At 57.8% G+C, this 25,328-nt stretch carries 26 protein-coding genes; 5 read left to right on the forward strand and 21 right to left on the reverse strand.

Annotated features, from left to right (window positions below; all coding sequences use genetic code 11):
* Positions 1 to 65: 65 nt before the first annotated feature.
* The 6 genes from sucD to RBB47_RS05855 form a co-directional block, all read right to left on the reverse strand.
* Positions 66 to 971: a succinate--CoA ligase subunit alpha gene (sucD, locus tag RBB47_RS05830; protein ID WP_305984812.1), complete on the reverse strand. Its 906-nt coding sequence runs from the start codon at positions 969 to 971 to the stop codon at positions 66 to 68.
* Positions 972 to 2,171 (reverse strand): ADP-forming succinate--CoA ligase subunit beta, encoded by a 1,200-nt coding sequence (sucC, locus tag RBB47_RS05835; protein WP_305984813.1) that lies wholly within the window; start codon positions 2,169 to 2,171, stop codon positions 972 to 974.
* An 80-nt stretch (positions 2,172 to 2,251) separates the two neighbouring features.
* Positions 2,252 to 3,214: a malate dehydrogenase gene (gene mdh / locus RBB47_RS05840; RefSeq protein WP_305984814.1), complete on the reverse strand. Its 963-nt coding sequence runs from the start codon at positions 3,212 to 3,214 to the stop codon at positions 2,252 to 2,254.
* 173 nt (positions 3,215 to 3,387) lie between these two features.
* Positions 3,388 to 4,545, reverse strand: coding sequence for a cell division protein ZapE (gene zapE, locus RBB47_RS05845; protein ID WP_305985006.1), 1,158 nt, complete (start codon positions 4,543 to 4,545; stop codon positions 3,388 to 3,390).
* A 354-nt stretch (positions 4,546 to 4,899) separates the two neighbouring features.
* Positions 4,900 to 5,685, reverse strand: coding sequence for a hypothetical protein (locus RBB47_RS05850; protein ID WP_305984815.1), 786 nt, complete (start codon positions 5,683 to 5,685; stop codon positions 4,900 to 4,902).
* Positions 5,686 to 5,759: 74 nt separating this feature from the next.
* Positions 5,760 to 6,284, reverse strand: coding sequence for a protease inhibitor Inh/omp19 family protein (locus RBB47_RS05855; RefSeq protein ID WP_305984816.1), 525 nt, complete (start codon positions 6,282 to 6,284; stop codon positions 5,760 to 5,762).
* A 520-nt stretch (positions 6,285 to 6,804) separates the two neighbouring features.
* Between RBB47_RS05855 and RBB47_RS05860 the strand changes: the two genes are divergently transcribed.
* The 4 genes from RBB47_RS05860 to RBB47_RS05875 all read left to right on the forward strand — a co-directional run bounded on the left by RBB47_RS05860 (position 6,805) and on the right by RBB47_RS05875 (position 10,915).
* Positions 6,805 to 7,182 carry an MAPEG family protein gene (locus tag RBB47_RS05860; protein WP_305984817.1) on the forward strand — a complete coding sequence of 126 codons (378 nt, stop codon included), beginning with the start codon at positions 6,805 to 6,807 and terminating at the stop codon, positions 7,180 to 7,182.
* 107 nt (positions 7,183 to 7,289) lie between these two features.
* On the forward strand, positions 7,290 to 8,183 hold the full coding sequence (locus RBB47_RS05865) for a GNAT family N-acetyltransferase (RefSeq protein WP_305984818.1): 894 nt from the start codon (positions 7,290 to 7,292) through the stop codon (positions 8,181 to 8,183).
* Between the two features lie 117 nt (positions 8,184 to 8,300).
* The gene (gene recQ / locus RBB47_RS05870; protein WP_305984819.1) at positions 8,301 to 10,190 is read left to right on the forward strand and encodes a DNA helicase RecQ; all 1,890 of its coding nucleotides are present in this window, start codon (positions 8,301 to 8,303) and stop codon (positions 10,188 to 10,190) included.
* Between the two features lie 80 nt (positions 10,191 to 10,270).
* Entirely contained in the window at positions 10,271 to 10,915 is a 645-nt protein-coding gene (locus RBB47_RS05875; protein WP_305984820.1) for an outer membrane protein, read from the forward strand.
* Positions 10,916 to 11,010: 95 nt separating this feature from the next.
* Here RBB47_RS05875 and msrA read toward each other — a convergent pair whose 3' ends face one another.
* The 10 genes from msrA to sdhC all read right to left on the reverse strand — a co-directional run bounded on the left by msrA (position 11,011) and on the right by sdhC (position 20,878).
* Positions 11,011 to 11,655, reverse strand: coding sequence for a peptide-methionine (S)-S-oxide reductase MsrA (gene msrA / locus RBB47_RS05880; protein WP_305984821.1), 645 nt, complete (start codon positions 11,653 to 11,655; stop codon positions 11,011 to 11,013).
* A gap of 224 nt (positions 11,656 to 11,879) precedes the next feature.
* Positions 11,880 to 12,257: a VOC family protein gene (locus RBB47_RS05885; protein ID WP_305984822.1), complete on the reverse strand. Its 378-nt coding sequence runs from the start codon at positions 12,255 to 12,257 to the stop codon at positions 11,880 to 11,882.
* A 284-nt stretch (positions 12,258 to 12,541) separates the two neighbouring features.
* Complete coding sequence (gene creD, locus RBB47_RS05890; protein ID WP_305984823.1) at positions 12,542 to 13,984, reverse strand: cell envelope integrity protein CreD; 1,443 nt, start codon at positions 13,982 to 13,984, stop codon at positions 12,542 to 12,544.
* A 191-nt stretch (positions 13,985 to 14,175) separates the two neighbouring features.
* Positions 14,176 to 15,198 (reverse strand): cytochrome-c peroxidase, encoded by a 1,023-nt coding sequence (locus tag RBB47_RS05895; protein ID WP_305984824.1) that lies wholly within the window; start codon positions 15,196 to 15,198, stop codon positions 14,176 to 14,178.
* A 25-nt stretch (positions 15,199 to 15,223) separates the two neighbouring features.
* A complete protein-coding gene (locus RBB47_RS05900) occupies positions 15,224 to 16,264 on the reverse strand; it encodes a hypothetical protein (protein ID WP_305984825.1) in 1,041 nt (346 codons plus the stop codon).
* A 280-nt stretch (positions 16,265 to 16,544) separates the two neighbouring features.
* On the reverse strand, positions 16,545 to 17,327 hold the full coding sequence (locus RBB47_RS05905) for a succinate dehydrogenase iron-sulfur subunit (protein WP_305984826.1): 783 nt from the start codon (positions 17,325 to 17,327) through the stop codon (positions 16,545 to 16,547).
* Between the two features lie 68 nt (positions 17,328 to 17,395).
* Positions 17,396 to 18,241 carry an FkbM family methyltransferase gene (locus RBB47_RS05910; protein WP_305984827.1) on the reverse strand — a complete coding sequence of 282 codons (846 nt, stop codon included), beginning with the start codon at positions 18,239 to 18,241 and terminating at the stop codon, positions 17,396 to 17,398.
* 12 nt (positions 18,242 to 18,253) lie between these two features.
* Entirely contained in the window at positions 18,254 to 20,080 is a 1,827-nt protein-coding gene (gene sdhA, locus RBB47_RS05915) for a succinate dehydrogenase flavoprotein subunit (RefSeq protein ID WP_305984828.1), read from the reverse strand.
* A 5-nt stretch (positions 20,081 to 20,085) separates the two neighbouring features.
* On the reverse strand, positions 20,086 to 20,469 hold the full coding sequence (gene sdhD / locus RBB47_RS05920; RefSeq protein WP_305984829.1) for a succinate dehydrogenase, hydrophobic membrane anchor protein: 384 nt from the start codon (positions 20,467 to 20,469) through the stop codon (positions 20,086 to 20,088).
* 10 nt (positions 20,470 to 20,479) lie between these two features.
* Positions 20,480 to 20,878: a succinate dehydrogenase, cytochrome b556 subunit gene (gene sdhC / locus RBB47_RS05925; protein ID WP_305984830.1), complete on the reverse strand. Its 399-nt coding sequence runs from the start codon at positions 20,876 to 20,878 to the stop codon at positions 20,480 to 20,482.
* A gap of 295 nt (positions 20,879 to 21,173) precedes the next feature.
* Between sdhC and RBB47_RS05930 the strand changes: the two genes are divergently transcribed.
* On the forward strand, positions 21,174 to 21,884 hold the full coding sequence (locus RBB47_RS05930) for an MIP family channel protein (RefSeq protein ID WP_305984831.1): 711 nt from the start codon (positions 21,174 to 21,176) through the stop codon (positions 21,882 to 21,884).
* 53 nt (positions 21,885 to 21,937) lie between these two features.
* Here RBB47_RS05930 and RBB47_RS05935 read toward each other — a convergent pair whose 3' ends face one another.
* The 5 genes from RBB47_RS05935 to RBB47_RS05950 all read right to left on the reverse strand — a co-directional run bounded on the left by RBB47_RS05935 (position 21,938) and on the right by RBB47_RS05950 (position 25,214).
* Positions 21,938 to 22,843, reverse strand: a complete 906-nt coding sequence (locus RBB47_RS05935; RefSeq protein WP_305984832.1) for a glutaminase — start codon at positions 22,841 to 22,843, stop codon at positions 21,938 to 21,940.
* 54 nt (positions 22,844 to 22,897) lie between these two features.
* Complete coding sequence (locus RBB47_RS05940; protein WP_305984833.1) at positions 22,898 to 23,596, reverse strand: sulfate transporter family protein; 699 nt, start codon at positions 23,594 to 23,596, stop codon at positions 22,898 to 22,900.
* 79 nt (positions 23,597 to 23,675) lie between these two features.
* Positions 23,676 to 24,185 carry an Imm8 family immunity protein gene (locus RBB47_RS30990; protein ID WP_371932746.1) on the reverse strand — a complete coding sequence of 170 codons (510 nt, stop codon included), beginning with the start codon at positions 24,183 to 24,185 and terminating at the stop codon, positions 23,676 to 23,678.
* On the reverse strand, positions 24,085 to 24,693 hold the full coding sequence (gene recR / locus RBB47_RS05945) for a recombination mediator RecR (RefSeq protein ID WP_305984834.1): 609 nt from the start codon (positions 24,691 to 24,693) through the stop codon (positions 24,085 to 24,087). Before recR ends, RBB47_RS30990 begins: the two co-directional genes overlap by 101 nt.
* Positions 24,694 to 24,893: 200 nt before the next feature.
* On the reverse strand, positions 24,894 to 25,214 hold the full coding sequence (locus RBB47_RS05950; RefSeq protein WP_305984835.1) for a YbaB/EbfC family nucleoid-associated protein: 321 nt from the start codon (positions 25,212 to 25,214) through the stop codon (positions 24,894 to 24,896).
* Between the last annotated feature and the right edge of the window lie 114 nt (positions 25,215 to 25,328).

Genomic DNA, 25,328 nt, shown 5'->3' on the forward strand with positions numbered 1-25,328 from the left:
TCCTTTCACCATGCAGCGGGAAACGTAAACAGTTTCCGTTGCTGTCAGCACATTTTCTTGCGTTTTTAGCCCTTCAACACTTCGAGAAGCGTTTCGCCAAGCTTGGCCGGAGACGGTGAAACCTTGATCCCGGCAGATTCCATGGCCGCAATCTTGTCTTCCGCACCGCCCTTGCCGCCGGAAATAACTGCGCCGGCGTGACCCATCGTGCGGCCCGGAGGCGCCGTGCGGCCTGCGATGAAGCCGGCCGTCGGTTTCGCGCGGCCCTTGGCGGCCTCGTCCTTCAGGAACTGGGCTGCGTCTTCTTCCGCTGATCCGCCGATTTCACCGATCATGATGATGGATTCGGTCTCGTCATCTGCAAGGAACATCTCCAGGACGTCGATGAACTCGGTGCCTTTGACCGGGTCGCCGCCGATGCCGACTGCCGTCGTCTGGCCGAGGCCAGCGTTGGTGGTCTGGAAAACGGCTTCGTAGGTGAGCGTTCCTGAACGCGACACGACACCGACGGAGCCTTTCTTGAAGATGGAGCCCGGCATGATGCCGATCTTGCATTCTTCAGGCGTCAGGATGCCGGGGCAGTTCGGGCCGAGCAGGCGTGAGTTGGACTTGTCCAGCCGCGCCTTGACCTTGACCATGTCAGCCACCGGAATGCCCTCGGTGATGCAGACGATGAACGGGATTTCCGCATCGATCGCCTCGATGATCGCAGCGCCTGCGCCCGCCGGCGGAACGTAGATTACGGATGCGTCCGCGCCGGTTGCTTCCTTGGCTTCGCCAACGGAGGCGAAGATCGGCAGCTGGGCCGCGCCTTCGACGCTGCCCCAGGTTTCGCCACCCTTTTTCGGATGAACCCCGGCAACCATCTTGGTGCCGTAATATTCAAGCGCCTGTTCGGTGTGGAACGTGCCGGTCTTGCCGGTCAGGCCCTGAACGATAATTTTCGTGTCTTTATTGACGAGGATGGACATTTACGCGCCCCCCTTAACGGCTTTCACGATTTTCTGGGCAGCGTCGTCGAGATCATCGGCGGCAATCACGTTGAGACCGCTTTCGTTGATGATCTTCTTGCCGAGTTCCACGTTGGTGCCTTCCAGCCGGACAACGAGCGGAACCTGAAGGCCGACTTCCTTGACAGCCGCAACCACACCTTCTGCGATCACGTCGCAGCGCATGATGCCGCCGAAGATGTTCACCAGGATGCCCTTCACGTTCGGGTCGGACGTGATGATCTTGAACGCAGCCGTGACTTTTTCCTTGGAGGCGCCGCCACCGACATCGAGAAAGTTTGCAGGCTCTGCACCATAGAGCTTGATGATGTCCATGGTTGCCATGGCCAGGCCGGCACCGTTGACCATGCAGCCGATATCACCGTCGAGCGCGACATAGGCAAGATCGTGCTTGGACGCCTCGATTTCCTTGGCATCTTCTTCGGTAACGTCACGCAGTTCCATGATGTCCGGATGACGGAACAGCGCGTTGCCGTCGAAGGAAACCTTGGCGTCCAGAACGCGCAGGTGTCCGTCCTTCATGACGATCAGCGGGTTCACTTCAAGAAGGCTCATGTCCTTTTCAACGAAAGCCTTGTGAAGGATCGGGAAAAGGGTCATGCCGTCGTCCCGCGCCGTGCCGTCCAGCGCCAGCGCATCGCACAGCTTCGCAGCATCGGCTTCGGTCACACCGGTATCCGGATCGATCGGCAAGGTGATGATCTTTTCCGGGGTTTCTTCGGCAACGGCTTCGATGTCCATGCCGCCTTCCGTCGAAACGACAAAAGCGGGGCGCCCGACAGTCCGGTCGACCAGGATGGACAGGTAAAGTTCGCGCTCAATGTCGGCACCGTCTTCGATGTAGAGCCGGTTGACGACCTTGCCCGCAGCGCCGGTCTGTTTTGTCACCAGCGTGTTGCCGAGCATTTCCTTGGCATGCGCTGTCACTTCGTCCAGAGAAAAGGCAAGGCGAACCCCACCCTTGGCGTCGGCAGGCAGTTCCTTGAACTTGCCCTTGCCGCGGCCGCCCGCATGGATCTGGGTCTTGACGACCCAAAGCGGTCCGGGAAGTTGTTTGGCTGCCGCTTCCGCCTCGTCGGCAGAAAAGATCGCCACGCCGTCTGCTACCGGAGCGCCAAAGCCCTTCAGCACCTGTTTGGCCTGGTATTCATGAATGTTCATGTGTTTCCCCCGTTGTCGGAGGACCGTTCCTTCAAGCCGCGAAGGAACGGCCGCTGCTTACCCGAGACAGTCGGCGCTCTTTAAGCGAGCGCCGGCTGGATTTTCTTGCAGGCTTCCACCAGACCGTCGACCGCGCCGACGGACTTTTCGAAATTGGCCTTCTCTTCGCCCTGAAGATCAATCTCGATGATGCGTTCGACGCCATCGGCACCGATCACGACCGGCACACCCACATAGGTGTCCTTCAGGCCGTACTGACCATCGAGAGCCGCCGCACACGGCAGAACGCGCTTCTTGTCTTTCAGGTAGCTTTCAGCCATCGAGATGGCCGAAGAGGCCGGTGCGTAGAAGGCGGAGCCGGTTTTCAGAAGGCTGACGATTTCCGCACCGCCGTCGCGGGTGCGCTGAACGATCTCTTCGAGACGCTCGGCCGTGCACCAGCCCATCTTGACCAGATCCGGCAGCGGAATGCCGGCAACGGTGGAATAACGGGTCAGCGGCACCATGGTGTCGCCATGTCCGCCCAGGACGAACGCAGTGACGTCTTCGACCGAAACGTTGAACTCATCCGCCAGGAAATACCGGAAGCGCGCACTGTCGAGGACGCCTGCCATGCCGACGACCTTGTTCTTCGGCAAGCCGGAGAATTTCTGCAGCGCCCAGACCATTGCGTCGAGCGGGTTGGTGATGCAGATGACGAATGCGTTGGGAGCATGTTTGGAAATGCCCGCGCCAACCTGTTCCATGACCTTCAAGTTGATTTCCAGAAGATCGTCGCGGCTCATGCCGGGCTTACGGGGAACGCCCGCGGTGACGATGACCACGTCGGCACCGTCGATCGCCTCGTAGCTGTTCGCGCCGGCCAGTTTGGCGTCGAAGCGGTCTACCGGGGAGGACTCAGCAAGGTCGAGCGCCTTGCCCTGCGGCACACCTTCCGCGATGTCGAAGAGCACGATGTCTCCCAGTTCCTTCAAACCTGCCAGATGAGCGAGCGTGCCACCGATCTGACCTGAGCCGATCAAGGCAATTTTGTTCCGCGCCATATCGAAAGTTTCCCTTTACGTAAGATGGAACTATGTGCCATCCGCTGATGACTGTGGATGGCACTACCCCCTTTGCCGCCCCTGCGCAAGTTCGCCAAAAGAATATTGCGCTAAAGGTGGCAAAATTTTTCATTTCTTCCCGCCTGCATACCTCCTCTATACGGAATGCAGACCTAAGCGTGTATCGCCAGCCTTTCACCCGCAAGATAGCTTTCCGAACGCATTTCGATCAGCCGGGACGCTGTTCGGTCGAATTCAAAGGCCTCCGTTCCGTCTTCGGAGGCATAAAGATCCTGCGGCTCGGCCTCGGCCGAAATGACCAGCTTGATGCCGTTGTCGTAAAACGTGTCGATCAGATTGATGAACCGCTTGGCCTCGTTCCGGCGGGCCTTCGACATGACCGGTACATGGTCGATAAACACGGTGCTGAAGGCATTGGCAATTCGCAAATAGTCGCTCGCCCCGAGCGGCTGCATGCACAGATCGTCAAAACTGAACCGGGCGGCGCCTGAGGCGACACGGGGCACCGGGATCTTCCGGCCCTTGTTCTCAAGTTCCTCAGAATGCGATTTCATGCCGTGAGTGAGTTTCGTCCAGATCCGGTCCATCTCCGCATCCGCCTGATCTCCAAGCGGTGTCACGTAGACAGGTGCCCCGGCGAGTTTTTCGAGCCGGTAATCTGTCGGCGAATCCAGGTGTAGGACTTCGACCTGCGACTTCAGCATGGTGATGAAGGGCAAGAAAAGTTGGCGGTTCAGACCGTCCTTGTAGAGATTTGACGGCACCACATTCGACGTTGCAACGACGATCACACCCTTTTCGAAGAGCTGCGTGAACAGGCGGCCCAGGATCATGGCATCGGCGATGTCGGTGACGGAGAATTCATCGAACAGCAGAAGCCTGGTTTCGACGGCAATCTGCTTGGCAACCGGAGGAATGGGGTCATCGCCCTTGACCTCGCCGCGCTTGTGCGCCTGGCGGTGCTCGTGGATCCGCTCATGCACGTCAGTCATGAACTCATGAAAATGGACCCTGCGTTTCCGCTTGATGACGGTGACCTCGTAGAAGAGATCCATGAGCATGGTCTTGCCGCGCCCGACACCGCCCCACATGTAGAGCCCTTTAACGGAGGCCCAGAGCTGGTTCTTCTTCTTTGCAAACAGCCAGCCGAGCGAACTCTTCTTGGATGCGAGCCGTGTTTCGGCGAGCCGGGTGTTGAGCAGGTCGAGGTGCCGGACGGCTTCCCGCTGAACAGGATCTTCGGTGATCTCACCGGATGCAATCAGCGCATCGTAGCGGGCGCTCAGTGCGCGGTTGACCGGCAGTTCCATCTTCAAGGGCGCAGCTCCCTCCATGAGGACTCATGGGGCATCACCCCAGGCTGTTAGCACGGCGGAATAAGGTCAATAGGTCGCAGATGCAAGTCAAGTTATGGTTTGAAAATATTACAGTTCATCACAAGCGTTCATTTCAAACGATTGAATGCTAACGATATCAAAACAAATGGTAAATCGAGTTTCCTGTTTAAATAAGTGCAATGCCTCCGGCAGGCTTCGCTAAGAAGCTTCAGGCAATGCCGTCCGATCATCTTCTAGGTTCGAGGCGCTCAAACAAAATCGCCCGCAACCGGCAAGCCGGGTGCGGGCGGAAAAGCACAGCGAGGGGACACTGTGCTGGAGGAAGACCTACCTCAAGAGCAGCGTTGACTTACGGCCGCTCTGAAGCTCCTGCAGGTAAAGCAGTTGGGCGACCAGATAGCATTCGGACTGATCGTCCAGATTGGCCTTGCGGCCCCGGCCGTCTGTCAAAAGCCAGGCATTTCCGGACTTGACGATATCGCACTCAATAGGAGCATTGGTGTCGAAACCCGCTCTTTCGATCAGCTCCGGGCCAAAACGGGAGTCATCCTCCGCATCCATGCCCTTCATCTCCAGCCGGAGGCCACGATAGATTCGGGGTACGGACAATGTCGCAACGATCGCCGTCACCACGCTGTCACCGTCCATCGCCGCAAAGCGCACGACACCACCTTGCGGGGGAATTGAGTTGTTCGAACAGGGCGTATTGTGAACATCACCGAGCGCTGTCCATTCGGAGCGCAGGGTCACGGTCGCCGGCTGGCGAATGGCAGCCATTTCCTTGGCGAGCCGCTTTTCCGCTGCCCGTTTCGGATTTTTGGCCAGCCGCTCTGCAGACAGGGATTTGCCGACTGCTACTGTCCCGCCAATCCGCAACCGCCTGAACACAATGACGTCGCGCATGAGATCGGTTCGCTCGACACGCCAACCAGCGTCCAGCCATGCGTTCTGATGCACCAGACTGCCACCTGAATTCGCCCACCATGTGCGGTGTTCACGTGCGCTTTTTGGGAGGTTCGTTCCGAGGATTTCCTCCACCTCATCCAGCTTGGCAGCCCAGACTACATCTTCAAGACGCGCCAAGTGTTCCCGTAAAGGTTCGTATTTTGACATTTGCACAGCCTTTCCGATTGCTATGCAAATATACACCTATAACGGGCAAAGTCCAGCATAAATAACAAGGGTCTTTAACGGAACAGCGAGATCGGCGAGCCTGTCGAGGTTTGGCCGTTAAACTTCCCGGGTTCGCTGGAATAAAGTTGTGCAACGATCAGGCCGGTGTTGTCCTTCAAAACCACCTGGTTGCCGTTCAGGTCCCACGCGGAGATGCCGGTCAGCGACGGCGTGTTGCAACCTCTGGTATTTGCCCGGTAGCCGCCTTCCCATGTGGTCAGCGTCATGAAAGCCATGCAGTTGTCACCGGCAGAGGCGAGTTTCCAACCGCCCAGAAGATCCGTGCGGCCAACCTGCTGCGCGTTGCTCGGTGCTGCAACGGGGTTGCTGGCAAGATCCGTCGGTCCGCCAGCTACATCCGTCGTCGTGCCGACGGGCGGCGCCGCATTGGGATCGAGCGGATCAAGCGTTCCCGCGCCCACGGGGGTCGTCGGTGTTGCCGGTAATGGTGCAACGTTATTGCCTCCGGATAGCCTCTGGCAACCGGCGACCAGAACCACCAATCCCATAACCAACACCAGTTTTCCCGCGCGCATCATGACGAATCATTCCCTCAACTTCGCCCCATTATTGAAGCATCTCTTAGCCTACAATTTGTCGAAAATCCAAAACGCAACAAAATTGACGGCGTTTTTCCATCAAGTCACATTCCACACAGGACCTTTTCCAGGTGTGATTTCCGGTTCAAGCTGCAGATCTAACGCCAACCGCACAGCCCCGCAGCCCTTCTTGCATGCGCCAACGATCACGTTCGGCGCGTTTACGAGACGCTCCACTCGTCGCGGTCGTCCTAGTTTTCCAAAGTGGCGGCAAAGTGACAGGTGCGGTCTCGTCCAGACAAAAACCTTGCCGGGCCGTTCCGTGGCGACATGAAGACCACACCGGCAGGTGTCGGCTGCGGCAAATTCAACAGAATACCGAACCTTCACCGGCAGGAATGCGTATGACGAATTCCTGATCAGAAACCATAGCCTGGTGCTTCAGACAGTGTCGGCGCCGAAAGCATCATTGAGGAAAATGACCTATATGGTGTGAAGCCAGAAACTGAAGGAACCCAAAATGCCGATTGCGATCTGGTGCATTCTTGTTGCAGCCATTCTTCCCGTCCTGTCCGTCTTTCCTGCAAAACTCAGCAAGGAATTTGACAACGCGAATCCGAGAAATCCCGACTATTGGCGTGACGGGTTTCGCGCACGCGCTCAAGCTGCACAGGCCAACGGGTTTGAAGCCTTTCCGTTTTTTGCCGTTTCCGTGTTCGTCGCCATGAGCCAGGGGGCATCGACATACTGGATCAACCAACTTGCCGTTCTCTTCATCATGCTCAGGCTGATATACATCTTTTGTTACTGGGCCGACCGTGCCACGCCACGCTCTCTCGCATGGACTGCGTCTTTCTTCACAATTGTGGCGCTTTTCACCAGTTCACTATGGAGCTGAACTATCCTTCGGATTGCAAAATTCTTCAGGGAGCATTTGCACCACGCGGCCGATTTCGCTAACGATGCAGGTGAGTAGTACAGGTTACCGATGGGCAGAGGTGCATTGTGCGGACGACAGACCAGACGACAAACACCTTGCCGACGCAGCGTCAGGCAACGTTGCAGCGACAGATTGCAGACCAACATATTGTTGACGCTCTGATCGCTGAACGCGGTAAACTTGTGATGGCGAGCCCCTGGTGGCCCTTCATCCGCCCCTTCGCGTATAAAATACTGCGCTACAGCTCCGCCGTGGAGATGGCGGACACAATTTCCCAGATGGAAGCGGTCGACGTTTTTGCGCATCTGAGCAACCTCTTGCAGCTCGATGTCACGACGGTTGGCCTTGATCGCGTGCCGACTGAGGGCCCGGTGGTGCTGGTCTCGAACCACCCGACGGGCATCGCGGACGGCATCGTGCTCTACGACGCGATCAAGCCCAGGCGCAACGACCTCGCCATTTTCGCCAACCGGGATGCGATCCGCATCAATCCGCGTCTTGCCGAGATGATCATTCCTGTCGAGTGGCGGGCGGACTTCAAGAGCCGTGCGAAGTCCAAGGAAACGATCAAGATCGCCTCTTCCGCCTTCGCAACGGAACGGGTTGTGGTCCTGTTCCCCTCCGGCCGCCTTGCCTATTGGCATCAGGGCAAGCTGACCGAACGGCCATGGATGACGTCCGCACTTGCACTTGCGAGGAAAAACAAGGCCCCGATCATTCCCATGCACATGGGTGGACGCAACTCAGGCCTGTTCTACTTCCTTGCCAGGGTGTCGACCGAGCTGCGCGACATGACCGTTTTCAACGAGCTTCTGAACAAGAAGAACGCCAAGTTCAATGTGCATTTCGGCAAGCCCATCAAGCCCGAAAAACTTCAGGGCGACCTGACCGAACTCACAGAACAGATGCGCGTTCACTGTGCGGAGACGCTGGCGGACGATCCCGACGCCGAATTCTGAGCAGCTTTTGGCTCTCCCGAAAAGTCATCCACAGGCCGGTTTGCTCTGAGGGAGCGAATAAGACATGGTGCGGAAGACGTCACCTAATGGTCCGCATCCCGGGGAAAAAGCCGTCTCATGCCAGTCTCGCCCGCCCTTTCAGCGGATGATTCCAAACTTCTACACCTCAATGATCCGCCTTCGGTGAGTCCGGAGCCAAAACCGCTCGCGGTTCTTCAGAGTGTTTTTGGCTACAGCAGCTTTCGCGGCAAGCAACAGGCCGTCATCGAGACGCTGATCGATGGCCGGGACGCTGTGGTCCTGTTTCCAACCGGGGCCGGCAAATCGCTCTGCTACCAGATACCCGCCTTGTGCCGCAGGGGAGTCGGCATTGTGGTGTCGCCGCTGATCGCTCTTATGAAGGATCAGGTCGGTGCGCTTTGTGCAGCGGGCGTCAAGGCAGCGGCTCTCAATTCAACGCTTCTGCCGGAAGAACAGTCGGCGCTGAAAGATGCGCTGCGCGACGGCGAAATCGATCTTCTTTATGTCACGCCGGAGCGTCTCAGCAACGAGAGTTTCCGCCGGTTTCTGGATACGCTCGATATCGCCCTGTTCGCGATTGACGAAGCGCATTGCGTCAGTCAGTGGGGACACGATTTCCGACCCGAATACATGTCGCTTTCCTGTCTCGCCGAACGCTACCCGGGGGTTCCGAGAGTTGCGCTGACGGCGACAGCGGACCCGCATACGCAAAAGGACATTCTGCACCGGCTTAAGCTGGACGACGCTGAAGTCTTTGCCACAAGTTTCGACCGGCCCAACATCCGCTACGAAATCGTTGAGCGGTCCAACCAGCGCCAGCAACTGCTCGACTTCCTGACCAAGCACAAGGGCGAGAGCGGCATTGTCTATTGCCTGTCGCGGGCGAAGGTGGAAGAGATCGCCGAGTGGCTGAACACCAAGGGCATCAGGGCATTGCCCTATCATGCCGGACTTCCCTCACATCAACGCGCCGCCAACCAGGATGCGTTTCTTCTGGAGGAGGGCCTGTGTCTGGTCGCGACGGTTGCCTTCGGCATGGGGATCGACAAGCCGGATGTGCGCTATGTCGCCCATCTGGACCTGCCCTCCTCCGTTGAAGCCTACTACCAGGAGACCGGCCGGGCCGGGCGGGACGGTGAACCGTCGGAAGCCTTCATGACCTATGGCATGGCGGATCTCGTGCAGCGACGGCGGATGATTGCCGAAGGTGACGCGCCGGACGAGGTCAAGCGCGCGGAAAATGCCAAGCTGAATGCGCTCTTGGGTATCTGCGAGACCTCCGGTTGCCGGAGGCAGGCCCTGCTTGCCCATTTCGGGGAGACCTATCCCAAACCCTGCGGCAACTGCGATACCTGCCTGTCACCGGTTGAAACGTGGGACGGAACAGAAGCTGCCCAGAAACTGATGTCGGCAATCTATCGGACCGGACAACGGTTCGGCACGGGACATGTCGTGGACGTTCTCCTGGGCAAATCAAGCGAGAAGACCGCCCGGTTCGGACATGAGAATCTCTCTGTTTTCGGGATCGGTCAGGACCTGTCCCAAAAGACCTGGCAGTCGATCGCCCGCCAGCTTGTCGCTGCCGGTTTCGTCGACGTGGATCACGCACAATTCGGTGCCCTTGTTTTAACGGACAAGGCACGCCCGGTTCTGCGCGGCGATGAAACGATTGCGTTGCGCCACGACCGGAGCGCCGCGGGATTGAAAAAGACACGCGCATCCCGATCCGCTTCCGTTGCAGATGAACTGGACGAAGAAGGCAAACTGCTGTTCCAGCGCTTGCGGCGGCTGCGAACACAGATTGCGCGGGACCAGAATGTGCCGCCCTATGTGGTTTTTCCCGACGCAACGCTCGCCGGGATTGCGTCTGCCCGTCCGATCAGCCCGGACGCGCTCCTGTCCGTTTCGGGCGTCGGGCAGTCCAAGCTCGAAAAATATGGCGATGCTTTCATCGAGCTGGTCGAAGCGTTCGAGGCCGGCGTATAGGTTTCGTTTACCTTAACCCAATGTTGATGTTTCAGCGTGTACAACCACGTTGTTGTTACCTCAAGTTGGGATTCGAAACCGTGAGAACAGTCCTTTGTTCAGTCGCTTTTTCCCTGGCCTTTCTGACCGCCGGCCAGGCTGCGGACCTTGTTGAGCCCGTTTACGTGGAGACCGGCGACCTCCGGCTGAACAGTTTCGACCGAACCGGGTTCAACGCGGTCCTGTTCGCCGGTGGCGGTTTCCTGACCGGATCGGACAGTCTCGGGTCCGACGCTTTTTTCCGGTCCGGGCAGTTTGGTGGTTCGATCGGATATGATCACCAGTTCAATCAGTTTGTTCTCGGGGCAAGCGTCGAAGGCTCCCTGACGAATTTCAGAGGGATCAGCAGTTCCGGAAACTACCGGCAGAGCTCGGACTGGCTCAGCGCTGCAACAGTCAGGGTTGGCTATGATGTCGGACGGTTCATGCCCTATCTGTCCGCCGGGGTCGGTTTCGGCAACTACGAGATCGAAAACGTGAGCAACGGCTCTTCGGACGAAAACACCCACGTCGGCTATGTCCTGGGTGCAGGTATTGAGGCAAATGTCACGGACCAGATCATCGCGCGGGTTGACTACAAGCACTATGAAATGGGCGAGGAAACCTACACCGTTTCCGGCCTTTCCCCCTTCACCGTCGACGGCAAGGCCGACATGTTCAATCTTGGTGTAGGTTATCGGTTCTAGAGCAGGGAACCGTCGGCACGAATGCTGTGCCCAATTCAAAAGCCCGCTGTGATTACAGCGGGCTTTGGCATTTCAGAGTAACGGAAGCCGGTCGTTCAAGAACCCGCCTTGGGCAATCCTTTGAAAGCTTCGTCGCCCCAAACGGCCTTGACCCTGGCATCACGTCCGCAGCCCTTGCGATAGCCCTTGTAAGCCTCGGCGCGGGTCACGTAGCCAAAGCGGGTCAGGACGCTTTCCTCGCTCTTGTAATATCCCTGGTGATAGTCCTCGGCCGGCCAGAACTCGGCCGCGCCTTCAACAGGGGTGACAACCTTGCCGTCAAGGATCTGGTTCGCCTCTTCAATCTCGGCCTTTGCCGCTTCCGCCTGTGCCTCGTTCAGCGGATAGATCGCGGTCGAGTAGCCAAACCCCCGGTCGCAGAACTGACCGCCCGGGTCGGTGACATCGATCGTGCGCAGGAATATGCCGACCAGATCCCGATAGCTGATCTGGGTTTCGTCAAAATCGACTTCGACCACTTCCCGGTGACCGCCGCGCTCATAGCTCTTGTAGGTCGGATTCTGTGTTGTTCCGCCGGCATAACCGGAAACGACTTCCCTGACGCCTGGTAGCTTTTCCAGATCGGCTTCAACACACCAGAAACAGCCACCGGCAAAAATGGCGGTCTCCGCCTGTGCAGAAACCAGCGGCGTTGCAACAGACATGGCGGCGGCGAGTGTGAGCGGAACCAGGCGCTTCATGGGTAATCCTTCAATCCGTGAATTGGTGATAGAGGTAACGCATTCTGGCAACAAGGCAACTCAACTCGAATTCCATGAGCCGCACAACAACGTGAGCCGACTGTGACCAATCCGTTCCGGGATGATGTTTGAGCGCGCGTTACCGGGCGGCGCGCTGCGGCTTCGCACCGGGAGCTTTGTTCGATGAACCCAATCCATTGCTGCCTGTTTTCTGAAGGAATGACTTAATCATACCAACTCGTCGCCTTGTCCTCAAATCCCGATGACTGCGGGTGAACCACACAAAACCGGTGACCGCTCGTCGCCAGCATGACCGTCCAGCGATCCAGCTTCTTCACGATCGTTGCTCCTAGTTTTTCTAGACGTGCAACTTCCTTGTCCGGGTCGTCGGATTCGATATCAAGATGCACGCGCGGTGCGTGATCGACTGTCTGAAGCAGAATACCGATGTCTCCGTCTCTCCCAAAGAGTCTTCGATACCGGTCGTTCTTCAGGTTTTCTTCTACCTTTCGTCCCAGGGCTGCGGCCCAGAACGCAGCGTGCGCATCAATATCCCCACCTTCGCAATCGATCACGAGATCTCCCAAGCGGCTCTTGTGCATGTCTGCCTCCACTGAAAACTAAGGAACAAACATCGAACAAAATGAGGCGAAGCGCAATCTTTTTTGATGGTGCACCGGATCCCGTTGCCGACCCGGATCAAGCGAATGCGCAGAACCGGAGCCCGCTCGCACGATCTGTTACTTCCGGTGGACTCTGTTTTGAGAGCTCGCTTTCCACACAAACAGAAAAGCGCTGGAAAATGCGCGGACCCCGGGTCGTCCTGCGTACGCCCGGGGTGACCGTTGAGACCAATATCGATTCCGTGCCCAAGAGGCGACACGGATCAGATTGGATCACTTGCCAGTCGCCTTTCCGTCCCGTTCTGTCCGCTCCAGTCGATCCGCTGGGTCACGAACATGGTGATTGCAAGAGCGACAAAGGCGATGACGGAACCGATCAGGAGCGCGTAGTCCTGCTCTCGCATGAGGGCAAAAAGAACCGCAAAGATACCTGCCAGCACGGCCAGCATGACCAGACCCGCCGCCCGGCTCTTGAGGGATGTGCCGACATAGATGGCATTGAGAAGGGTCGCTGAGCCTGCGGCAACCATATAGGCGGTGCCATAGCCAACATGTTCGGCAAAAGCGAGCAGCATGACATAGAAGATGATCAATGCCAGTCCGACCAGCCCGTACTGGATCCAGTGGAACCGCCAGCCGGACCGCATTTCAAGAACAAAGACGGCTAGGAAGGTCAGACTGATGAACCCAACGGCATATTTCAACGATCGGGAAATCGTCTGGTAGAAATTGACCGGTTCCACGAATTTCACACCCAGCAACTTGTCCTGAAGCGGCACGTGCCTTGTTTCCAGAACCTTTGGAATGCCGCGTGCGAGATAGGGGATGGTCCAGGTGGCCTCAAAGCCATTGTCTGAAATTGTCCGCGTTTCCGGCAGGAATGCGCCGGTGAAACCCGGATGAGCCCAGTCGGATTGCAAATCAACCTTGGTGGTTTGACCCGCTGGCGCGATATAGATTGCGGTCGAGCCGTTGAGCTGCAATGGAATGTCGAAGGAAAAGCCATTTCGCCACGAGGTGACCGGAACGCTCGCGTTAATGCCGGACGGACGTATCGCCCGATAGGGGTCGCGGTCGGAGCTCATTGCAAGCGGTCCCAGCCCCGGTTCGAACGGAATGGTCCGCGACCCGTTTAGCCTGAGCGAAATTTCGCTCTTCAGCGCGCGCACGTCCCCAATCCCGAGGACAAGCACCGCCTTGTCTGCGGCAACGTCGATCGTGCCACCGTGTTTCGGCTCGAACATTCCCTCCGGAGGCGTGGAAAACGCGCCGCTCAAGTCCAAACGGCCACGATAGACCGGGAGCGCATAGATAGACTTTTTGCGCTCTTCGACTGCAATGTCGCCAGTCACACCAAGCCGCTGGGGAAACAGCACCGCGGTCCGGCGCACGATTTCGGTTTTGCGCTTGTCGCCGAGGCCGGTGACGAAGGTTTCGGTAAAGGGAATGACCAGATAAGGCCCGTTGATCTCCTGTGTTCCACCCCAGGAGCTTGCGATATCGCGGGCGACTTCATTTGCCCTGTGGGCCCGTTCCTCGACCAGAACCCAGACAAAAATGCTCGGGATCAGCAGCAGCATGGTCAAAATCCCGATCAGGACGAATTTTACCGCCGGAGACCGCAGAAACGTCATCGCCCTGGTTGCCGGGGGCCGTTGCTGCGGGCCCGGTGCATCTGAAATTGATTGGTCCGTCTCATCAGTCATTCGCACAATCCTCTGCAAGGTGGGCGCCCGGAAAACTCGGGTAGCCGGTCAATGGACCGACCTTGTGCGGTTTTCGGGGAGATTGACGGGCGAAACCCGGCAGGGACTTCGGGATTTTTGTGCAGATCCCGTGCACGCAGCCGGAAACCACCGCCTGGCGATCAAGACAAGGTCTTGAGGCAATGGAAGTGTCAGGCTGCCGGGCGTTTTTTTGATGTCAGGGCCTTGAGGAATTCGACGAGCTGGTCGACTTCGGCGTCCGTCAGGTCAAGTTTGCCCGTTTCGTTGAAAAACAGAACGGTCTCTTTCAACGTCTTGAGACGTCCGTCATGCATGTAAGGTCCGGTCAGAGCCACGTTCCGGAGCGACGGCGTCCGGAAGGCGTAAAGGTCGTCTCGGTTCCCTGTGACGCGGTATCTGCCGGTATCGACTTCGGCGTAGGTGTCGGGCTTCGTTTTCCAGTAGCCGGTATCGTGGAATTTTTCATCCGTGAACGGTGCCGACCTTGCGCCGATAAGATGGCAGGCGTTGCATCCCGCCTTGCCGACAAACAATTCGTAGCCGGCGATCTCGTTTTCACTGAGCGACTTTTTCTTGTCCTCGTAAAACCACAGATCAAACCTGTTCGGCCCTGTCACGAGCGTTTTCTGATAGGCAGCAATCGCCTGCGCGATGTTTTGCGGCGACGCAGGTTCACCGAATGCATAGGAGAAGAAGCGGTCGTAGTCGCTCATCTCACGTATGCGTGCTGCCACGGCCTCAAACGAGTCGTTCGCCATCTCGTTCTTGTTGGTCAATGGCTCGACCATCTGCTTTTCGAGCGTATCCGCCCGCCCGTCCCAGAAGAAGGAACGCCTGCTTGCGACATCCAGAACCGTCGGCGCATTTCTTCCGGCGGTTCGCCAGTCCAGGCCGTCCGACACAGCCTTGTTGTTTTCCGTGTAGCCCTGTGCCGGGTCATGGCACGTTCCGCAGGACTTGTCCCCGGCAGCGGACAGTCTTTTGTCGTGAAAGAGTTTCTTGCCGAGATCAATCCGCCCGACCGTTACGGTAGACGCACCCTCATACGCGTCTGCACTGCTGCTCAGATATCCTTCAGCGCGTTTGAATGCCTGCACAGGGTCGTCGGCATATTCTCCAGAGAGCGAGGAGCACCCCACCAGCACTGCGAGACAGAGAAGGAAAGCAACTACCGGATGCCCGCGACACGCCATTTGGAAAAGGGCTCCAGGGTCCGAGCTAGAACTTGCCGACCAGCCGGACGCTGCCGCGTCCACTCAGATAGTTACCCATCCGATAGGTCCCACCGACCGTGCCGGTCAGGGCAATGTTGTCCGAGAGGTTGAGTGATCCGCCGACGTCGGCCGTCGCGTCGAGCCATCTGTCTGTGGCCAGGATGACTTCGGCCGTGCTGCCCAGTCTCGCAAACACTTCCGCCCTGTCCAGCTCATGCACCAGAAGAAGCGAACCGGTGAAATCGCCACGTCCATTGTTGATGCCCGTGTCCTGAACAGCACCGGAGGAATCGGTCACGGTGCCCGGACCGAACAGGCCGAGGAAGGTGTAATCGAGACCATAAGACAGGTAGGTGGACTGGGAGAAATACCAGTTCTGGAAAATGACACCCGAAATCATCACGCCGGTCATATCGACCGAAGAGGTTATCGAGCCGTTCCGTGTCAGGTCGTCTGTGCTGCGCGTTAGCGAGATGTTCCAGGCAACACCGATCTCGCGGGGAAACCTGTAGCCGCCGACAAAGTGCGCTCCGAACTCGGATACTTCGCTGTCCAGCGTCGACCCGTTCAGGCTGCTGTCAATGTCCGAGACCGCATAGGTCGCGCCGAGACCGAGAAAGGCATCGTTTGAAAACAGGTACTCATACCCGAGGTAAGCGAGTGCACCGGTTTCGTCGATGGATGCCGTGTCGCTGTCTGAAGCCGCAATACCGGTGACGTTGAGACGGAAGATGTGGTTGCTGCCGCAATTGATGCGGGTGTTCACGCTGAGTTTCTGACCGTCGGCGCTGCTGCAGCGAGGCATGTCGCGCTGGTCTTCGCCGGCCCATTTGCCGACACGCACGCCGGAATAGCCTTCCTTGAACCACTGCCGCCTATAGTCGTCGAACAGGGCTTCAGCGCCTTCGATATCATTGTGGCGGCGGACGGTGATGTTCCGGTAATTGCCGTAATTCTCCACGATGGGGTCGCCCGCAAGCGCATAATCGGGAGCACCTGCAAAGGTCAAAAACGGTATTACTAAAACAGCACGACAAAGACGCATCCGTGCCCTCCGGCGCTCTCAAGTCAAAAATACGAAGGAATTGTCAACCCCACCGTCTGAATGCCGCTCGCATTACCCTAAGTCAACACCCTTATGGAATGCATACATTCCAAGATTCGCGTGGTGGTTTACCTGCGCAGCAGGATAATTTCAGCTGAACGATCCTGAATATGAAATTGGCGTTCATAATCAGAGTTTTATCGTCTTAAGCATGAATTAACCAAAAAAAACCGCCCAATTGGGCGGTCTTTGACTTTGTTCCGGAAACGTGGCGCGGAAGTCACACCCTGCGTTCGACCATCATCTTCTTGATTTCCGCAATCGCCTTGGCCGGGTTGAGGCCCTTCGGGCAAGCCTGCGAACAGTTCATGATCGTATGACACCGGTAGAGACGGAACGGATCTTCAAGATTGTCCAGACGTTCGCCGGTTGCTTCGTCCCGGCTGTCGATCAGCCAGCGATAGGCCTGCAGCAGGATCGCAGGACCGAGATACCGGTCACCGTTCCACCAGTAGCTCGGGCAGGACGTGGAGCAGCAGGCGCAGAGAATGCACTCGTAAAGACCGTCGAGTTTTACCCTGTCTTCGTGTGACTGGAGCCATTCTTTTTCCGGAGCAGGCGACACGGTTTTCAGCCAGGGCTCAATGGAGCGGTGCTGGGCATAAAAACGCGTCAGGTCCGGGACCAGATCCTTGACAACGGCCATGTGCGGCAGCGGGTAGATCTTGACCACGTCACCGGCGATCTCGTCCATCCCCTTGGTGCAGGCGAGCGTGTTGGTTCCATCGATGTTCATGGCGCAGGAACCACAAATGCCTTCGCGACAGGAGCGGCGGAAGGTCAGCGTCGCATCGATCTTGTTCTTGATGTAGATGAGACCGTCGAGGACCATCGGACCGCAATCGTCGGCATCGATGAAATAGGTATCCACCCGCGGATTGCGGCCATCATCCGGGTTCCAGCGATAGATACGGTATTCACGCAGGTTGGTGGCGCCTTCCGGCTTGTCCCAAACCTTGCCTTCCGTCACCGTGGAGTTCCGGGGAAGCGTCAGCTGAACCATCTCGTTACTGCTCCGCGTTGGGCCCCATATCGCGCCAGATACGCTTTTGGGCCAAAGGTTCCTTTCGCTCAACCCGTGAGCTCAAAGACCATGTTGTCATTCGTGCGCCCAGTCACCTCGTAGCCGCGGCTTGCCAGTTCAGGCAGGCAATCCTCGGACCAGTAGGGCCGGCAATTGGTTTCAAGAAGGATCACACGGGGCCACAAGTGCCTGTCCGCGTGCCGAAGAAAGGGCAGCACCACCCGATCCTCAAACCCTTCCACGTCCACTTTCAGAACATCTATCTGTGAAAGACCCTGCTGGTCGGCAATTGCGGTCAGAGGCCGCACCGCGACATAGGTCGGCGACCAGTCACCGGCCCACTCGCCCGTCGTCAGATCCTTGACGAAGGTCGCGAAACCGCAGTTGCTCGGCTCGTGCCAGAGCGGCAGGGTGTCGTCCTGCGGACCGACCGCCGAGTTCACGACGGTGACATTGTCCAGATCATTGGCCAGGACGTTAAAGCTGAGCTTGTGCGCCGTCTGCGGATTGGCCTCGATTGCAACTACCCGCGCCCCGCGCCGGGCCGCAAAGATCGAATAAGAGCCGATATTGGCACCGACGTCGACAAAGACCGTACCGGTATCAAGGTGGCCTTCCAGGAGTTCGTGCTCCGCACGCTCCGGCAGGCGGCCCTTGGCGAGGATCTTTCGATCGTCGTAATTTTCGCCGGGATAGATCCGGAATTTCAGCCCCTCGGCCTCAAGGTCATAGGGACCCTTGAACACCCTGGCGACAAGAGACCGGATGCGCTTGCGCAGGCTCTTCGACAGATCGTGGCGGTCGGCAAGACGCCAGGCAGCCCGCACCAACCGTTCGGCCGGATAGGTGCCGAACGGGCTTCGTGTGTCCAGGTGTGTGACCGCCTCGCTCAAGAACCGGTCTCCCTAGTAGACCCGCGCTTTCGGCGCGATCTTTTTCGGGTCGATGCCGCCTTCCTCGAAGGTGGTCAGCGGGTCGAGCACGACGGGGCGATAGTCGAGCTTCACATTGCCGTCGTCATCGACCCAGGCGAGCGTGTGCTTGCGCCAGTTCTCGTCGTCACGGCCGGAGAACGGACCGTCCTTGAAGTCCTCACGTGCATGAGCGCCCCGGCTTTCCTTACGGGCTTCGGCGCCATAGACGGTGGTAATCGCGTTCGCCATAAGGTTCTCAAGCTCAAGCGTTTCGACCAGATCGGAGTTCCAGATCAGCGACCGGTCGGACACCTTCAGGTCTTTCATCTCACCCCAGATTTCGGAGAGGCGTTTGCAGCCCGCTTCGAGGCTTTCCTGGGTCCGGAAAACGGCGGCATCTTCCTGCATGGCACGCTGCATCCTGTCGCGCAGGTCTGCGGTCGGGATCGAGCCATTGGCATTCCGCAGCGTGTCGAAGTGATCCATGATCTTGTCGCAGGAGGCTTCGCTCGGAGCCGGAGTCGCCTCTTTCGGGTCCACCACTTCGCCGGCCTTGATCGCCGCAGCACGGCCAAAGACAACCAGGTCGATCAGCGAATTGGATCCGAGACGGTTGGCGCCGTGTACCGAAGCGCAGCCGGCTTCGCCGACCGCCATCAGACCTTGCTGAATGCGGTTCGGGTGTTCGCTGCTTGCGTTCAGGACCTCGCCCCAATAGTTCGTCGGAATACCGCCCATGTTGTAGTGAACGGTCGGCAGGACCGGGATCGGATCCTTGGTCACGTCCACACCGGCAAAGATGCGCGCGCTCTCCGAAATGCCCGGCAAACGCTCTGCCAAAAGGGCGGGATCGAGGTGATCGAGATGAAGGAAGATATGGTCGCCGGACTTGCCGACGCCGCGACCCTCCCGGATCTCCATGGTCATGCAGCGCGAAACAACGTCCCGGGACGCCAGGTCCTTTGCAGACGGCGCATAGCGCTCCATGAAGCGCTCGCCCTCGGAGTTGACGAGGTAGCCGCCTTCGCCGCGTGCACCTTCCGTGATCAGGCAGCCCGAACCGTAGATCCCGGTAGGGTGGAACTGCACGAACTCCATGTCCTGAAGCGGCAAGCCTGCGCGTGCAACCATGCCGCCGCCATCACCGGTGCAGGTATGTGCGGAGGTCGCCGAGAAATAGGCGCGGCCGTAGCCGCCGGTTGCAAGGACAACCATCTTCGCCGCAAAGCGGTGCATGGTGCCGTCGTCGAGGTTCCAGGCGATCACACCCTGGCAAACACCGTCCTCCGACATGATCAGGTCGAGTGCGAAATACTCGATGTAGAATTCCGCGTTATGGCGCAGCGACTGGCCGTAAAGCGTGTGCAGGATGGCGTGGCCGGTCCGGTCGGCCGCCGCGCAGGTGCGCTGGACGGGGGGACCTTCGCCGTAGTTCTGCATGTGGCCACCGAAGGGGCGCTGGTAAATCTTGCCTTCCTCGGTGCGAGAGAACGGAACGCCGTAATGTTCGAGCTCGTAAACCGCCTTGGGGGCCTCACGGGCGAGGTATTCCATGGCATCGGTATCGCCCAGCCAGTCGGACCCTTTGACCGTGTCATACATGTGCCATTCCCAGCAGTCCGGCGTCATGTTGGTCAGTGAGGCAGCAATGCCGCCTTGGGCCGCAACTGTGTGCGAACGGGTCGGGAAGACCTTCGAGATACAGGCAGTTCTGAGACCCTGTTCGGCCATGCCGAGCGTCGCGCGCAGTCCCGCGCCGCCCGCGCCGACAACGACCACGTCATAGGTGTGGTCGACGAATTCATAAGTCTTGGCCATTCAGGTCAGCCTCCAAAGCCAATCTTGAGGACTGCAAAGATGCAGCCGAAACCGATAAAGGCACAGAAAAACGTATTTGCCATCAGCGTCAGAAACTTGAGACCTTCGCCGTGGATGTAATCCTCGATGATCACCTGCATACCGAGCTTCATGTGATAGACGCCGGAAAGTATCACCAGCAAAAAGAGGATCGAAACGAGCGGATTCTTCAGGGTTTCGATCACTTCGCTATGGCTTGAGCCCTGAACCGAAATCACCAGAATGACAAAGAAGCTGATCAGCAGAACATTGGCCACCGCCGTGACCCGCTGTTTCCAGAAGTGGTCGGTGCCTTCCTTGGCCGACCCCAGTCCGCGAACCTTGTTAAGAGGGGTGCGCATATCCGTCATGACACTCTCCTTAGCGAACCATGTAGCCGATGATCCAGAGGATCAGCGTGAGGGAAACGGAACCGATGATCGTGGCCTTGGCGAGCCATTCGCGTGCTTCCTTGCCGAAGCCCGCACCCATGTCCCAGATGAAATGGCGCAGCCCGCCGAGCATGTGATGCACAAGTGCCCAGGTGAACCCGAACAGGATCAGACGCCCGATGATGGAGCCGTAGATGTCATTGACGAATTCGAAGTAGGACGGCCCTGCGGCGGCAGCGATCAGCCACCATGCCAACAGGATGGTCCCGAAATAAAGCGCAGCACCGGTAATGCGATGCAGGATCGACATGACCATCGTCAGAATCGGTTTATAGATCTGAAGATGGGGTGACAGCGGGCGGTTGCCCCGCATATCGGCGTTCGACATGGAATTCCTCTCCCGTACGACGCTGCCTTACGTTTACGCAAACGTAAGCAAATCAAGGCTTTGTCTCGAAAGGTTCTAGCGCCAAGAAGCCCTCCCGTCAAAACATCAAAAAGGTGAATCTGCAAAGCCACTTTGGTGCCTGAAGTTCTAAATCGATAAAATTGACGGAAACTCTTGCGGCAACGCACAACATCAATGAACTTCCCAACCGTTCAAATCTGAGCAACTCTCCATTACGTCACCACATTTCCGGTGACCTCAGCCGGTCATCCGGTGCTTTTTGGAGGCAATTCATATGAAAAAAGCGATCGCTGAATTTGTCGGAACGTTTACGCTCGTCCTGTTTGGCTGCGGTGCGGCAGTCATCGCCGGAATGGGCACCGGGGCGACCTCTATTGATGTTCTTGGAATTGCATTTGCGTTTGGTCTGTCGATTGTTGCGATGGCCTATGGCATCGGCATGATTTCCGGCTGCCACATCAACCCTGCCGTCAGTCTCGGGGTCTATCTGGCCGGGCGGATGCCGGCCGGAGAGCTCATCACCTACTGGATCGCGCAGGTTCTGGGTGCACTGGCGGGCGCGCTGATTCTGGCCATTATCCTGAGTGGCAAGGCAAGCGGCTGGGACGGCGGCCTTGGCCAGAACGGTTGGGGTCCAGGGTATCTGGGCGAATACAACATGTTGTCGGCACTCATCTTCGAGATCGTTGCGACATTCCTGTTCCTCGTTTGCATTTTAGGGGTGACGCAGAAGGGGGCCCCCTCGCATCTCGCCGGATTGGCCATCGGACTTACGTTGGTTGTCATTCATATCGTCGGCATCAATGTCACCGGCGTATCGGTGAACCCGGCCCGCTCGCTCGGCCCCGCGATCATAGGCGTTGGAAGCAACCCGGCTGCGCTGGCGCAAGTATGGCTGTTCATCGTCGCACCACTCATCGGAGCCGCCGCCGCCGGTATCCTGTTCAAGTCCGGCCTGCTTTCCGCAGAAGACGAGAGTGCATGAGCGATCACAAAGTCCAGGCAGCCTGACCGGGTTCCGGCTGCCAATTCTTGGAATCAGCCAAAAACGGACCAACCCGTTCGCTTGGCAAAGGTTTCCATGGCTTCCGTTCCGAGCTTGGAATTGCCGTAGCGGTTGAGACCCGGCGACCACACCGCAATTGATGCCCGACCGGGAGCGATCACCAGAATGCCACCGCCGACGCCGCTCTTTCCGGGAAGTCCCACTCGAAAGGCGAAATCGCCGGACCCGTCATAGTGACCGCAGGTCATCATCAATGCATTGATGCGCCGGCGGCGCAGCGGCGCAACCAGGGGCGGCATATTCTCGGTTTCAACAAGAAACCGGCCCGCCATGGCCAGCTGCCGGCAGGACATTTCAATTGCGCACTGGTGGCAGTAGGTGCCGAGCACCTTGTCGACCGACGACCGCATGTTGCCGCAAGACGCGAGGTAATGCGCGAGCGAAAAGTTTCTGTGTCCGGTTCTCAGCTCAGACTGAGCCACGCGTTCGTTGATATGGACGCTGTCATCATCAGCGGCGGCACGGATGAACCGCAAAAGCTCGCCAAGCGCTTCACGCGGCGTCGATCCAGCAAGATAGGTGTCCGTGGTCACCAAAGCCCCGGCATTGATGAAAGGATTGCGCGGGATCCCGTCTTCACGCTCAAGGAGCAGGATGGAATCAAACGAAAGGCCTGAAGGTTCGCGCCCGACACGGTACCAGAGCTGGTCGCCGACACGGCCAAGAGCAAGCGCCAGCGCAAACACTTTCGAGACTGACTGGATCGAGAACGGCATATCCGCATCCCCCGCCGTCAGCAGCCGCCCGTCCTCCAACGCAACGGCCATGCCGAACTGATCCGGATTTACGCCCGCCAATTCGGGAATGTAGGTCGCCACCGCGCCTTTGTCGGGGGTGGCGTCAGCCGCTTCGGCAATGTCGTTTAAAAGATCCTGCATCGGCCTCCTCCGGTCGTCTTCCCTTGAAGACGATGCGCAAGGCATCGCAGTTCGTCAGATTGCAGCGCCGGACGCAAGTCTCTTATAGAGATGCAGCATGAAGATGGTCGCGAAAATCGGTGTGACCAGATTGAGGATCGGGACCGCAAGCAGACAGGCGATGATCAGGCCTGCGAGAAAAACGGTTCCGCCGCGCGCTTTTCGGAACGCTCTTGCTTGCTCAGGCGGTATGAAACGCATTGCCGCGAACTCGAAAAACTCCCGCCCGAGCAGGTAACCGTTGACCACGAAAAAAGCGATCAGGTTGATGCCGGGGATCAAAAGCAGCAGCAGTGCAAAAATGTTTCCGGCGATGACGACACCGGTGAATTTTATTGTCTGAACCGCTGATTGAGACAGCGGCAAAGCTTTCCCCGGCGGGTCGTGCGGGTAGTCCCTTGCCTCGACAATGTCGGCGATATCGTCCTGAAACAAACCGGCAAGCAGCGCTGATATCGGCGCGATCATAAAGCCCAGCACGAAGACGGCGCCGATCCCTGTCAGGATGGAGATTGTCCACTCTGTCCAGTTGATCCAGGAACTGCCGTCGCCCCATGTGTCTGCCGCAACGCCCAGAAAGTGACCGACAATCCATTGCAGGGAAATCCAGATCACCACGAGAATCGCGAGCGTAAACCCCAGCATTTTCCAGAAAATCGCCCGAAACGGTTTTTCGAACACCTGAGACATGGCGCGGGAAGCGGCTTGGAACATGAAACCTTCAAGGATTTGTGAGCGACCGCATCGACATAAGTGCGGAGGAAAGGTGGTGCAAGGGGAGTGGCGAATACGCTTAGCCATCTCCAAATTGCAGTGGGTCTGGTTTTATTCCTTCATATTCCCAATCGAAATTTCTGCACAAACACGGAAGGCTCTCCGTGTATGAGCCAGCGTCGCATTTCCTGACCCAGTCCCTGATCCAGCGCTCGACCAAACTTAAATTCAGGCTTTCAAATCGTTTTTCTTTACGGCGGAAACCTCTTTCCTTCCGACGATGTGTGGACATTGGTGGTCTTCCACAAACGACGCCGATCGTAAACTTCTCCGCGCCATCGCACCCGACTTCCCCGATATCAATTTCGACATTGATGCCCAACCATTCTAGGCCTTCAGTCGGTATTTCCAGAAGCTCATCATAAATTTCGCGCTCATGAAAAATGAGAAACGATTTTATCTCGAGGCACTTATTGGACATTTTAGGTCTAGAACCGCGTACGGGCCTTAAGCGCCTGGGCGAGGGTGCCTTCGTCGAGATAGTCAAGTTCACCACCGACCGGCACACCGTGGGCCAGTTTGGTGACATTGACGCCCATCGGCGAGAGTAGGTCCATGATGTAGTGGGCCGTTGTCTGGCCTTCGACCGTTGCGCTGATCGCCAGGATGACTTCCGAGAAATCGGCCGATCCGCACCGGTCTGCCAGGGACGCAAGGTTCAGGTCGTCAGGCCCGATACCGTCCAAGGGTGACAACGTACCGCCAAGAACGTGATAGCGGCCTTTCACCGCCCCTGCGCGCTCAAGCGCCCAAAGGTCGGCAACGTCCTCGACAACGACAAGAACCGTGTCGTCTCGCTTTGGATCGGCGCAGATGGTGCAGGGATCGGACGTGTCGACCGTACCGCATATGGAGCAGATGCCGATCTCCTTCACCGCGACGTCCAATGCGTCCGCAAGAGGAACCAGCAATTGCTCCTTCTTCTTGATGAGATGAAGCGCGGCGCGCCGGGCGGAGCGCGGCCCCAGACCGGGCAGCTTTGCCAGCAGCTGGATCAGCCGTTCGATTTCCGGTCCTGCGACGCTTTTCTGGGCCATGGTCAAACAACATCCAGCATTTTGGGAAAGAAGGAACCTTTCTCCGAAGTCATTGCCGGGCTCGACCCGGCAATCCATTCCGCCAAAGTGTCAAATCCGCCAATTTCCAAGACGATATGAAACGGCATGGATGCCCGGATCAAGTCATGGCATGACGGAGGCAGACGCGTTCGATGTACAGGTCTGTCACCCTTTGACAATCAAAACGGCAGTTTCATGCCAGCCGGAAGGCCGAGGCCGCCCATCAGTTCCTGGGTCTTTTCCTGTATGGCCAGTTCGATCTTCGCGCGCGCATCGGTATGAGCGGCCATGATCAGATCTTCCAGGATTTCGCCCTCGCCTTCCTTCAGAAGGGACGGATCAATCTGCAGGCCTTTCAGGTCGCTCTTGCCGTTGAGCGTCACCTTGACCAGTCCGGCACCGGCAACACCTTCGGCTTCGATCTCGACGATCTTTTCCTGCAGCGAGCCCATCTGCTCCTGCATCTCCTTGGCCTGCTTCATCATCTTGAGGAAGTCCATGGGATTTCTCCTTGAAACCTTTTCCGGCGGCGGTGGCCGCGTGGTTACTATTTGGGATCTGCGTTTAGAGGAACAATAGGGCAATTACCAGCCCAATACGGCCCGGCACACCGT

This window comes from Roseibium sp. MMSF_3544, from assembly GCF_030732845.1.
GTDB lineage: Bacteria > Pseudomonadota > Alphaproteobacteria > Rhizobiales > Stappiaceae > Roseibium.